At 57.7% G+C, this 13,427-nt stretch carries 5 protein-coding genes; all 5 read right to left on the minus strand.

Annotated features, from left to right (window positions below; translation table 11 throughout):
• Positions 1-88: 88 nt before the first annotated feature.
• On the minus strand, positions 89-5,107 hold the full coding sequence (locus H6F59_RS00500) for a tetratricopeptide repeat protein (RefSeq protein WP_190694212.1): 5,019 nt from the start codon (positions 5,105-5,107) through the stop codon (positions 89-91).
• A 72-nt stretch (positions 5,108-5,179) separates the two neighbouring features.
• On the minus strand, positions 5,180-8,104 hold the full coding sequence (locus H6F59_RS00505; RefSeq protein ID WP_190694214.1) for an NHLP bacteriocin export ABC transporter permease/ATPase subunit: 2,925 nt from the start codon (positions 8,102-8,104) through the stop codon (positions 5,180-5,182).
• A 121-nt stretch (positions 8,105-8,225) separates the two neighbouring features.
• Positions 8,226-10,559, minus strand: coding sequence for an NHLP family bacteriocin export ABC transporter peptidase/permease/ATPase subunit (locus H6F59_RS00510; protein ID WP_190694216.1), 2,334 nt, complete (start codon positions 10,557-10,559; stop codon positions 8,226-8,228).
• A 153-nt stretch (positions 10,560-10,712) separates the two neighbouring features.
• Entirely contained in the window at positions 10,713-12,191 is a 1,479-nt protein-coding gene (locus H6F59_RS00515) for an NHLP bacteriocin system secretion protein (RefSeq protein WP_190694218.1), read from the minus strand.
• Between the two features lie 182 nt (positions 12,192-12,373).
• Positions 12,374-13,405 carry a cyclic nucleotide-binding domain-containing protein gene (locus H6F59_RS00520; protein WP_190694221.1) on the minus strand — a complete coding sequence of 344 codons (1,032 nt, stop codon included), beginning with the start codon at positions 13,403-13,405 and terminating at the stop codon, positions 12,374-12,376.
• Positions 13,406-13,427 lie beyond the last annotated feature (22 nt).

Consider the following 13,427-nt stretch of genomic DNA (forward strand, 5'->3'; position numbering starts at 1 on the left):
AAGGTTTCTACTTGAAGTTAATAAGATTCTGTTCAGGTATTAAGAATGCTGATTAACTCAAAAAAACTAGTTGATCAAATCATGGGGGTTACAGTCCATTGCCGATCAGAATGAAGGGTGCCCAGTAGTAGGGATGGTTAAGATTTGTGGTGACGCTACCGGGCAGCCCTACCTGGGCTGTAACCAAGTTTAAGTCGGCCCGATTGCCCTCGCCCTTGATTTCAAACTCGCCTGAGATGAGAGCCTGTTGGGCAACTTGTAGCGCCTGGGCTTTGGTATAGCCCGCCTGCAAGGCTCCATAAAAGGCGTTCATCAGCACTTGGGTGCCGCCATCGCTCACCTGCCAGAGCGATGCGATCGCCGCCTTGGCCCCCGCTTGCTCCATACGATGGCCAAAGCCAAGAATCTCTACTCCGCTGCCCAGTTGCGCTTCCCCAATGGCAGTTTCGCAGGCGCTGAGCACGACCAGATCCAGATTAGGTAAATTCCACGACTCAATATCGCGTAGAAAAACCGAGCTGCCGTCTCCAGTGACAATGAATGATGCGTCGCCCTGACCCTGTACAAATTTGGCGTGGGTTGCCAAATGCACAATGGAGAACTTGCCCATTAAGCCGCGCAGCTCGCTAGCGCTAAAAGCATTGTCGAGTCGCAGCTCGGTGTTGGGAACTTGTGCCGCCAGCGTTTCGACCTCTACCCCCGCGTGAGGGAGGTTGGCAAAGCGATAGCCGTTGATATTCTCGAAGCTACACTGCACGCAGGCGGCGGCGAGCATATTTAGGTTGTCGGGGCGGTAGCTGGGTCGAGCGGTAAAGTCAACTAGCGAGGCGGCGGTAATGTGGGTAACGGCAAAGCGCTCAGCTAGCCACTGGTCGCCATTATGCAGGGCTGCGAGGGGAATGTAGCGCAGCGCGCCGTCAGGAGCATAGATAATGGTTTCGGCGTTGGCGGCGGCCAGATCGGCTTCTAGCCCCGCAATCAGCCACTGGTAGAGCTGCTGGGCCGGGGCTTTGGCGTCGAGGCGGGGGTCTTTGAGCGCCTGGCCCAGTTCAACAATGGCGCGGTTGAGGTCGGTGGCACTGACGTCAACTGGCCGCCGAATCGGTGCGCCATGGGGGGTAATCAGCACCAGCTCCAGGCGATCGGGCAGGATAAGCGGGTAGAGCAGCACAGCATTGGTATCGAGCTGGGCCAGGCTGTTTTGTAGCTGGTTAAAGTTTCTGAGTTCAATGTTTTGGCCGTCAGTACTGGCCCGCAATTGGGCAATCGCCGCTTGTACATCGTCGCGATCGCGAAAATCTTGAAAGACGCTGCGTAACTCATCCTGGCGGGCCAGCAGTTCGTCGCGCCGCTGGGTTTCAGCAGGGGTTAGCGAAGCCTTGGCCTGGAGCTGGGCCAGCTCGGCTCCTTCGGTAATTGTCTGGTCGTAGAGGTCGAGAATGCGCTGCTCGGGTTCCCACAGGTCTACCCCAGTGGCGGTTTGCTCGGTGCTGCGCACATTGTGCAGGTAGTCATCTAACTCTTGCACCCGCAGTAGGTCGAGCACCCGCTGGGCCTCTAGCACACGGTTTTGCTGCAACAGCAGGTCGGCCAGAGTGCGGTAGGTGTCGGCCACGCTATCGGTGTATGACTGTTGCAGGTCGGCGGGTAGGGTACCCAGGTTGGCGCGAATGCCCTCGGTGATGTTGACGGATTGTTTGTAGAATGCGATCGCCATTTCGGGCTGGTTTTGAGCCACAAAAAGCTCACCCACATTGGTCAATGTCTGCGCTTCGATCGCTGGTTCATTAATCTGTCGCTGAATGGTAAGCGCCTGCTGAAATGCCTCTAGGGCTTCGTTTTGGCGCCCCTGCTTGCCATAGACAACGCCTAGCCCGCGCAGGGTGCTGGATTCGACTAAACGAAAGCCGGTCTGACGTGCTAGCACAATGGCCTGCTGGTAGGTGGCGATCGCGCGATCGTCTTGCCCCAGGCGCTCGTAGGTGCGGCCCAGGGCATCGAGCAAGGCGGATTCGGTATTGACTTCGCCGATGCCGCGAGCCAGATTAAGAGCCTGTTCGTAAAGAACCTGAGCCTCAGAGGCTTGATTTTGCCAGAGGTATGTTCTGGCCAAATTGCCCATAGCCAAAGCCTCTTTTGACCGTTGCCCGACCACTCGGCTGAGATCTAGCGCTTGCTGATGAAACTCGCGGGCTTTGTTGTACTGGCCTAGGTTGTGATAGCTGATTCCTAAGGAAATGAGACCGCCGATTTCGCTCGATCGCGCCCCAATTTCTTGGTAAATAGCTAGCACCTGCTGCCTGAGATCAATCGCTCGGCTATAGTTACCTTGTGCGCCATAAATATCGGCTATGTTACCTAGCACAGTAGCCTCAGAGAGGCGATCGCCTGATGCCTGAGCGATCGCTAGGGCTTGCTCCAGTTTCTCTAACCCTTCCGCACCGAGCCCTTGGTCAGAATCCAAGACAGCAAGATTATTGAGGCTAGTCGTCAGGTCTAGCCCTAATTGCTGGTTAATAGCTAAGGCTTGTTGATAAGCCTCGCGAGCTTCGTCTACTCTGCCTTGGGCACTGTAAACCACACCAAGGTTGCCCAGCACCGTTGATGCCGAGTATGGGCTATCGATTGCTTGAGCTAGTTGCAGACTGCGCTGATAAGCCTCTAGGGAAAGAGGATACTGCCCTTGCTCACTGTAGGTGCGCCCTAGATTATTGAGAGCAACAGTCTGATTAGGACGACTGTTAGTAGACTCAGCAATTTCCAAGGCTCGCTCGTAGGAATCTATAGCCTCGGCATAGGTGCCCATCTCATCATAGACACCTCCGATGTTGAGTAGTAACGACGTCTCTAGCTCAAGATTTTTGTACTCTTGGGCAATTGCCAATGCCTGGTTGTATGCAGCGATCGCCTCTGGGTAGCGCCCCAAGGTTCGATAGTGAGAGACTTGATTGTTTAGGCCCACAGCCATGCCATAGCGGTAGGTGCCTAGGCACTGCTGCCGAATGACAGCACCTACATCCTTGGCATAGCCACTGCAAAACTGCTCGAAGCTTTCAGGGGTGTTGGTCTCTAGCGCATCGATCGCCTCCTGCTGTTGGTCGATCGCCTGCTGCTGAGTCTCTAGCGCCTGCCGATAGTTGCCCTGAGCCGAATAAGCCGTAGCGGTGTTGTTCAGTAGACTAATTTCAGTATCAATATCTCCAAGCGATTGTGCAATGGGTAGAGCCTGTTTGTATTGTTCTAGTTCAGCAGGGTACTGTCCTAGATTGCTGTAAGCTCGCCCTAAAACCATCAGTGCCGATAATTTTGCATTAGCATCGTCAAGCAGTTTCTCGGCAGTAATTTTCAAAACTTGCTGGGCTACAGCTAATGCCTCAGCGTAGTTGCCTAGATAGCCATGATTGATAGAAACAAACCTTAGGGCTTGCAACTGTTGGGTTGGCTCATTGAGCTGCTCAGCAACTTTCGCAGTCTCTTCGAAGGCAGCAATGGCTTCGACATACTGGCCATTGTCGGAATAGCCAAGCCCAAGCTGCATCAGTGCACCTCGGCGCTGCACCAGATACTCAACCTCGGGCATGCGATCGCGGTAGGTGTCTAAAATTTCTAGGGATTGCCGATGGGCCGCGATCGCCTCAGGAAACTGGCGCAGTTGATCAAACGCATGCCCTTGAGTGGAATAAACAACGTGGGCAGAGGTAATTAGGCTTCCATCCTGCTCCAGATTAAACCTGCCGCCCTTAGCCAGATTGATAGCTTGCTGGTAGGGGGCTATTGCTTGCTCAGCAATAGCCACTGACTCTGAGTAGGCTTCATCGGCGTAGAGTCGCTGGGCTTGGCCGAGGTACGTTGAACCAACTCCCCAAAAACCAAAGGCTTCTTGAGTCACGTTATTGACTTGCTGTGCAAGCTCAATCTGCCGCCGAAAGCATGATCTTGCCTGCTCGTATTCCCCAAGCGTTTCGTAGGTGTAGCCAATCGTATTCAGCGTGCTCAGCTCGCCAACAGAATTTCCATCGGCCTGAAACAGACCTAGCGCCTGCTGATGAGCCTCAAGGGCCTGGGAATATTGCTGCTGCTGTTTATAGATATAACCAATATCAAACAATCTCCATGCCTGAGCTTCTCGGTTGCCTAAAGCTTCATAAAGAGCCAGCGCCCTTTGATAGGCTTCTCTCGCGTCATCGTACTGCTCTTGCTCATAGTGCAGATTGCCAATTAAGGTATGCCCATAGGCCTGAGCCGAGGGATTGCCTAGATCCTCGGCTGCGGTCAATGCAGCTTGATAAGTGACTAACGCCTCGGCAAACTGGCCCTGCTCCTTTTGTACGTCACCCAAAAACACCAGCGATAGCCTTTCAACTGAGCGATTCCCCACGGATCGCCCTAAGGCGATCGCTTCCTCTAGTGCCTCTAGTGCTGCCGCGTAGTTTTCCTGTAGGCCATTGACGTAACCAATCCACGCCAAAATCACGCCGCGTCGGTGCTGCTGGCGTTGCTCTAAAGCAGGGGCAACGGGTTGGTTGAGAATGGCGATCGCCTGCTGCATCGTAGTCAAACCCTCGGCGGCATCACCCTGTTTTACTTGTCCAATGCCCAACAGGCCCAGAGTCCACCCTTCACCTTGACGATCTGGCAAGGTTTGGCGCAGGGCTAGGGTCTCTTGCAGAGTGGCAACGCCGTTGTCATAGTCATCTAAATTGAGCTGAGCATCGCCCACCAGTTGCAGAGCCTCAGCCTCCCCAGCGCGATCGCCCAGTTCTCTGTAGATCGCTAATGCTTGCTGAGCTGTTTCTAACTCTTGCTCAAATTGGAACGACCACAGGTAAGTTTCCGACAGCCCTAGCAAGGCAGCAGCTTCACCCGCGCGATCGCCTGTCTGTTGAAACTGAGCTACTGCCTGCTGAAACCAGGCGATCGCCTCCTGTAGCTGGCTGTTATAGAGCTGCTGATAGCCCTGGGTCATCAGAGCGGCGGCGGTGGTAGGCGATTGAGCCAGGGCGGGCTGCTCGGCGAGCGGTGGTTGAGCCAGGGTGGGTAAGGTGGGGGCGATCGCAGCCAATAGTCCAGAAGCAGCTAATAAGCCGAACAGGTAAAGGCGTCGCATAGGTTAAATCCTGAGGGTGGCTAAGGCACATATCACTGGGGCCAAAGGACTTATTCACACTTGTGCGATGTTTCAAGAATCCACCTGCTGGCGCTTAGTGAGTTGGCTAAACAGCCCCTCTTCAGCGGCCAGTTCATCAAAGCTGCCCTGCTGAATTAGACGGCCTTTTTCGAGTACGTAGATGCGATCGGCATTGCGAATGGTGCTGAGCCGGTGGGCCACCACAATGCGCGTTACCCGCAGCCGCTCCAGGCTTTCGCTGACGATCGCCTGGGTGCGGTTGTCCAGGGCGCTGGTGGCTTCGTCAAACAGCAAAATGCGGGGGCGCAAGGCCAGGGCTCGGGCAATCAGCAGCCGCTGCCGCTGGCCGCCCGAGAGATTCGTGCCCCCCTCGCTCACCACCGTGTGCATGCCCATCGGCATCGAGAGAACGTCGTCGGCCAGCCCCGCCATCGAGGCCGCCTCCCAAGCTTCTTCCATGGTGATGCGGGCACTGCTGGCGATGTTTTCGAAAATTGAGGCCGACATCAGACGACTGGTTTGCAGCACCACGCCAAACTGCCGGCGCAGGGCGTTGAGGTCTAGGCCTGCCATATCCTGCCCGTCGAAGTAGACCGTGCCAACTTCTGGTGCATCGAACCCTAGCAGCAGGCGAAATAGCGTAGACTTGCCGCTGCCCGAGGGGCCAACCAGGGCGACAAATTCCCCCGGTTCAATGGCGAGGGTGACACCGTCTAGAATGAGATCCCCGTCGGAGCGATAGCGAAAGCCCACGTTGCTCACCGTCACCTGGCCCGAGATTCGTCCTGGGTCGGCCTTGTGGGGGTCAACCTCGGGCTGGGCGGCGAGAATAGGTTCCGCCCGCTGCCAGATGGGCAGCACATCGAGCACGTCGATAACGGTGCTACTGAGACTGGTGGCCCCGCCGATAAAGGTGCCAAAGGCCGCATTAAAGGCCAAAAATGTGCCGGTCGAAAAGCCGCCCTCCCCCGTCTGTGACTGCTGAATCATGCCCGTGGCGAAGGCGAATAGCACCGCGGGGGTGAGAGCCGCCAGCAGGTTATTGATCACCGTCAAATTGTCTTCGATGCCCTCCGAGGCCAGGGTCAGTCGCAGCTCTTGACCATACTGGCGACCCCAGTAGGCAAAGGCGCGGGTTTCGGCCCCAGCTACGCGAAACTTGGCTACGCCATTGATCATCTGCACCATCATCCCGAAGAGCTTGCCCTGCTGGTCGTGGAGGGGGCGAATTTTTTTCAGGGTCAGCATCCCAGAGACCACGGTGACAGCCATATTGAGCAGGGCCACCCCGGTGGCAATCAGCGCTAGGGGCATGCTGTAGTAAAACAGCAACCCCAAATTCAGAAGCGAGAACAGGCTTGAAAACAGGCTCTTGAGCAGGGTATTGCCCAACCGCTGGCGAATCTGGCTAATCGACGACACCCGAGCGCTCAGATCGCCAATGGAGTAGCCGCGAAAGAAGGAGGTTTTCAGCTTCAGCAGCCGATCCCACACGGCGGCCTGGGTGCTGCTGTCGGCAAAGGATTCGATCCGCATCAGGGCAATGCCTTGGGTGAGCTGAAACAGGGTGGCCCCAAAGGTGGTGGCCAGCAGCGCAAAGGCAATCTGCAACAGCAGGGTTTGGTCTGCATTGGGAATTGCCTGGTCAATGAGAATGCCCGTAGCCTGAGGAGTAACCATGCCCAGTAGCGTGGCGGCAATGCTGGCTACCGCCACTACCACCAATTCCTGACGGTGCCCCTGTAGCGCGAACTGGAGCAGCTGTACCGGCTTGAGTTGGTAGGGCAGCGGGCGATAGAAGGTGTGTGCCGTGGGTGAAATCCCGTCTGCGATGGCTCGGCTGCACGGCAACCGGGTGTCCTGCTGTGGGTCAACCACCTCGTAGCGGGTCGCCCCCACCGGCAGCAGCGCCAGCGGGCGACCATCCTCGCGAGCGTAGGCTAGCAATGGGCCACCATCACGCCGCCACCAATCGTCGCGCAGGGTCACCTGGCGGGTCCGAATTTGGGAGGAGCGGGCGATCGCCTCCAACGGATCTCTCACCCGCCGCAAATCCTCAGACTGGGCCGGAGGCTGAATGGCAATGCCTAGGGCATGTCCCACCGCTCCAGCGGCAACTAATAAACTATTTTCAGTACCAGGTTGCTGTCCCTGAGATTCCTGAACGGCAGTGGATCGTTCAAATACCCCCGCCAGCTGCGTCAACGTTTGGCTAACAGCCTGTGTATTCAGCCGCTCGCGGGCCTCAAACCGCTGATATTCTTGCACCTGTTGTTGTGCTTCAAGATGCTGAATGCCTCTGAGTACAACAGTTTGCAGATGACCGAGGCCAGATAGACTGGCCTCCGCCCCCCGCAGTCCCTGGGGCTCCCAAATCTCCAGCTCGGTCATCGCTGTCGCCTGTAGCCACAGGTGGCTGCTGAGAGGGATAGGGCCAACTGCCGGAGTGAGCGTTAAATGCTCCAGCCCCAGTAGCCGCCCTTCTCCAGCCAGCAGTCGCAGCCAGGTAATGCGTCCCTGGCAAGGTTGATACACTTCCCCAGCTGCCAGCAGCCCACTGGTTTCAATCGGCGTCGCCAACCGGGCCGATACGGTGTCAGATAGCGCCGCCCCCAGCCGATGCACCCAGTTTTCTAAAGCGGCCAGGGTGGTTGCTGCCGTCCCGCTACCCGCTAATTCGTCTGCCAGCGCCGTCAGGGCAATTGGCTTCAAAGTCACCGACTCCAGCGGCATCGCCAGCAGTTGGCAGGGGGTCTCTTGCCCCAGCAGCGCTGCCGGAAATAGCATTGCCCCTGGCTTAACGCTAAACAGATAGCGCCGCCGACTGGTCAACGCCGTCGATTGCACACTGACTGCAAACAGTGCCAGCGTACCCGATTCAACCCGCCAGCAGGTTTGGGGAGCATCGAGGAAGAGGGGTTCATTGCTGCGGAGATAGTGGAGGGGGGAGGTGATGGGGGTGTGGGTGGTGAGCATGGGTGGATGGGTGGATGAGTGGATGGGTGGATGGGTGGATGGGTGGGTGAGTAGGCAGGGAGCAGATGGAGATTTTTCAGAAGAAGAAGAAATGAAACTTCCTCTAAACCCATCCCCCCTCCTACCCTTCTTCACTGCGAATCAACTGCAAATACGGCCCTTCTTGCCCGCGCAAGTCGTCGTGGCTGCCGCGCTGGACGACTTTGCCGTGGTGCATGACGATGATTTCGTCACAATCGCGGATGGTGCTGAGGCGGTGGGCAACGATTAAACAGGTACAGCCGCGCAGGCGCAGGTTGTAGTCGATGGTGCGCTCAGTTTCGGTGTCGAGGGCACTGGTGGCTTCGTCCATGACCAGAATGGCGGGGTTGTTGACCAAGGCACGGGCAATTTCGAGGCGCTGGCGCTGGCCGCCACTAAGGTTGGCAGCCCCTTCAAGCAGTTCAGCGCTGTAGCCGCCGGGCATGGAGAGAATAGTGTCGTGGATGGCGGCATCGCGGCAGGCTTGGATCAGATTGGTGTCGGGGATGGTGGTATCCCACAGGGTGAGGTTATCGCGTACGGTGCCCGCAAACAGCAGAATGTCTTGCTCAACCATGGCTAGAGAATTCGTCAGAACCGGGCGCGGAATTTGGTGGCGAGGCTGACCGTCGAAGCAGATATCGCCCGACCATGGCTGGTACAGGCCACACACCAGCTTGGCGACGGTAGATTTGCCGCTGCCGCTGCCGCCCACTAGAGCTACTCGCTGCCCCGGCTTGAGGGAAAGGCTGAGGTTGTCAATCAGCGGCGGCGCGGTGCGGTTGTAGCCAAAGGTGAGGTGGTGGAGGTCGAGGAAACCGTGGAGTTTGGGGGAGAGGGGGGAGGGTGGATGGGTGGATGGGGAGGTGGGTAGGTGGGTAGACGGGTGAGCAGTGGCAGTTATTAGGCCAGAAAGCTTGGGTTCTCTCTCAATAAATTCTTGCGGCTCCACGTTTTGCCCACTCGTCCGCTCATCCACTCGCCCACTCCCCACCTCCCCACCCGGCAGCAGCGGATCAATGGGGTTCTGAAGCACATCGTCGAGGCGATCGAGGGTGCCACCGAGTTCTTGGAAGTCGCCTGCGAGCTTGAGCAGCTGGTTGACGGGCTGCATAAACTGCTGAATGAGTGACTGGAAGGCGACGAGCATACCGATGCTGAGGGCTCCGTCGATGACGCGAAAGCCGCCGATGGTGAGGAGCAGCATGGCGCTGAGGCCGGAGAGAAAAGCGGGGAGCATACCCAGGCGCTGGTTAATGCGATCCATCTCTTGGCGGGCATTGAGGGACTTGGCATAGTACCCAGCCCAGCGGTTGAAGAAGTCGGATTCTAGACCTGAGGCTTTGAGGGTTTCGATACTTTGCAGGCCGGCGATCGCAACCCCGCTGACCTTACCCTGCTCCTGCATTAGCCGGGTATTAGTATCCGATCGCTGGCGAGCTACCCAGCGTAGAGCGATCAAATTTACCGCTACCGAGCCAATGCCGATTAGCGTCAGCACCCAGTCGTACTGCCACATCACCAGGCCATAGAAAACCACCATGACGCAGGAAATCGCGGTGGTGGCCAGTTCGCCGGAAAGCAAGCTCGCAAGGCGATCGTTGAGCTTAATGCGGTTGCTGATTTCGCCCGCAAACCGCTGGTCGTAGAAACTCACCGGCAGGTGCAGAATGTGCCACAAAAAGCCGCTCGACATACCCATGGCCAGCTTAATCCGCAACCGCCGCAAGATTTGTAGCTGCAACCGGGTCAGCAGCCCGGTGAGGACAGACGTGACCAACATACCCAGTAGTAAAGGTCGCAACCAGCTACTGCGGCCCTGGATCAAGATCTGATCCACAAACACCTGAGAAAAGGCGGGCATCGCCAACCCCGGCAGCACCAGCAGCAGACCCGCCAGCAGGCAAAAGGCCAGAGCCCGAAAGGAACCACGCAGACGCAGGCGGAGTGATTGCACCAAGTCCCGCCTTTGTCCGCCGGTTGCAAACTCGGCATCGGGAGCAAAGGTCAGCACCACCCCCGTAAACCCCTCGCTAAATTCGTCGAGGGAGACCGTGCGCGGGCCAGTGGCCGGGTCATTCAGGTACACCTTCTGCCGGTGAAACCCTTCTACTACTAAGAAATGGTTGAAATTCCAAAACACAATATAGGGCCGCTCTAGCTGCTGCACAGCTTCTAGGGAAACCTTCAGCCCTTTGCCCTGGAGGTGGTAAAGCCGCGCCGCGTTGAGCACATTTGACGCTTTGCTGCCATCCCGCGAAATACCGCAGGCTTGCCGCAGATCGGCCAGCGATACAATTCGCCCGTGGTAGCCGAGGATCATTCCCAAAGAGGCGGCCCCGCATTCCACCGCTTCCATTTGCAGCAGGGTCGGCGTACGCCGCAGGTCAGGACGGCGGAGGCGGTCTTTGAGTTTGGCGATAAGGTGTTGCATGGGAGGATGAGTAGGTGGGTGTCGGGTGTTGGGTATTGGGTCTTGGGAGAGATAGGGTTGGGTTGGGTATACGGTTCACGGTTTGCGGTATATGGTTCACGGCTCGAATCTTGCACCTTGCACCCGATACCTTGTACCTGCCCCATCCACCCCCTACCCATCCACCCCCTTCACTGGTTCATCGCCAAACCCAGCCCACTGCTTGAGAATCGGTAGCACATAAGAAATGGGACGGCGCTTTTCGACGGTGATGCGCACGGTGGTGGTCATGCCGGGGGTCATGGGCTGGTCGGGGCCTTGGGGGGAGGCCGACCAGCGCAATCGGCTGGGGTTGTTGGGGCTGTAGTCGGTTTGCAGGGTGGCGAAGACGGCAATATGCGGCCCCTCGCCCATGATGCCGGGCAGAATGTCAGGATGGCCGACCAGACGGGCGGCCCCAGCCTGGGTGACGGGAAAGCTCGACACCTCGTCAACCGTACCGAGAATACCGCCGTACTCTTCGCGCTTGACGGTGGTGGGGGTTGCCTGGAGCGTCATACCGACGCTGATTTTTTTGCCGTCGCTGACAGGTAGAAAGGCGACGCTGGTCAGGGGGGTGTTGCTGTCCTGGGCTGCAATCATCGCCACGGGCATGCCTGGGTCAAGACGCTGGCCGGGCTGGGCCATCACCTCGATCACCTGACCGTCGTGGTTGCTGGCGATCGTCCGGTTGCGGCCGAGCTGCTCGGTGAGTTGAGCGATCGTGGCTTCGGTGTCTTTGATTTCTTTTTGGCGCTGGGCCAGGGTAGTGCTATCTTGCTCGCGCTGGGTGGCGGCGCGGGCGTCGAGATCTTGAAGTTGGGCTTGGAGGTCGGCGATACGGTTGAGGTTGTCAAGGTAGTCGCGCTGGGCTTCGGTGTCGCGCAGATCTAGGGACTCAAGCTGAGTTTCAACATCGTTGACTTCGTTTTGCAGCTCTTGGTATTCCAGCTGTACGCTCAGCACCTCTTCTTGGGACATGGCTCCCTCGTCAGCCAAACGCTGCCAGTTCTCCCAGCGGGTTTGATAAATGGGCAGGCGGGCTTGCAGAGTTGTAAGCCGCTGCTGAAGGGTTCGGCGCTCCTGGCGTAGCGATTCTTCGGCGCGGGCTTGCAGGGTAGGGGTGAGGGATTGCTGCGATCGCAAATTCTGCTCCAGTGCCCGCCGCTGCTGGGCGATCGCCCCCTCATCTAGCCCACTGCGCTCGCTGTTTAACCGCTGGGCAGTCTGGTCTTGGATCTGAAGCTGAGTCAATTTCTCCTGGGCCAGCCGCAGCTGGGTCTCTATCTCAGACTGATCGAGCACCGCTAGAATATCGCCTGCCTTTACCCAGTCCCCCGGCTTCACCTCGATCGAGCGCAAGGGGCCAGCACCGGGCGATTGGGCCGTCACCACATCGCTGGGATAAACCAGCACCCCCTGCCCAGTGACAGTTAAGGGAATTTGACCCAGCACGCTCCAGGCGGCCCCGGCACTGACCAACAGGCCCAGGGCCGTCAGCGCTAGCCAGCGCTTGGGGCTAACCACTTGCACCAGCTGATCGAGCTGTTCGGGAGAGGCGCTGCGCTCTAGCGCCTGAGGGCGAAATAGGTTGCTATGCTTTGCCGGTACCATGGTCAAACTCCGGGAGAAAGGCAGAAGAACGAAAAGTGAAGAACGAAGCAAGCGTAGGGTGAACACTGCCCACCAGCCCAAATCGTTCCTTGAGCAGTGGCGGGAGTGTTCATGGTTTTGGGGATAGCTGTCTCGGCTGTACAGTCAGCGCAGGCCCCTAACCAGAGGCGCAAATCCAAAATCTAAAACTGAGCCTGGGTTTGCAGCCGCTGCACCAGCCATTCGAAACGGGCCTCAGCCAGGGCCACCCGTTCTAGAAGCTGGCTATCGAGATCACTGTTAGGGGCCAAAGCGCCCAGTTTTTGCAGCATGAGCTGCTGTTTGCTGGCTAGCAGCAATGCCAGCAGTCGGTAGAGACGAGCGGCAAAGGGGCGATCGTAGAGCAGTTTGGCCAGCAGCCGCCAGCGAGGGATGGTCAGCAGGGTAGACTCTCGCAAGGTGATCGCCCCTACCGCCGCCGGGGCCGAATCCAATAGCAGGGTTTCACCCACTAAATCGCCCCGTGACAGCCGGGCAAATTCGGTCTCTGCTCTATCTGGATCTGGCATGAGGGCGGTCACTACTAGGTTGGGCGGCTGCTCAGCGGCATTTAGGCCCACCGCCCCTTCTAGCAACAAATGCAGTGCATCGACCGGATAGCCGCAGCGGAATAGAGGCGTACCGGGTTTTACAGATTCGACTTGCCCAACCGCCATCATCCAGTCCAGATCGCTGTCGGCCAGTTCGGCAAACACCGTCGCCGCTTCTTTAAGCTGAAGCTGGCCGAGCAGGGCCACGCTGTAGCCCATCTGCGCCGCCCACTGGGTAAGCTGTTGCCGTAGGGTCAGAGCTACAACTCGGTAGAACGGGGCGGCGAAGTCGGCATCGTCGGCCAGCTTTTGAGTGAGAGCGGTTAGGGGAAGCGCCAGAACGGTGGCATCGGTGAGGGCAAACAGGGCAGATTGGGAGAGGTAGGTCGTTACGGCAGGTAGTGCGCCAGTTAGATCCCCAGTGGATAATCGCAGGATTTCTTTAGGGATAGCTTTACCACCCTCATCAGCTGATGGGGCCTCTAGCACCACCGATAGCTGACCGCTCACCACAATCCACAGATGGTTAAGAGGCTGGTTGGATGTGTGGAGGCGATCGCCTGCCTGAAGCGATCGCAGTGTACTGGCCTGTACCAGCCAATCCACATGTTGCTGGTTAAATTCTCGAAGTAGGGGCGTCGTCATGGCGAGATCCTCTTGTTAATAC

Origin of the sequence: Nodosilinea sp. FACHB-141, assembly GCF_014696135.1 — a bacterium.
Lineage (GTDB): Bacteria > Cyanobacteriota > Cyanobacteriia > Phormidesmidales > Phormidesmidaceae > Nodosilinea.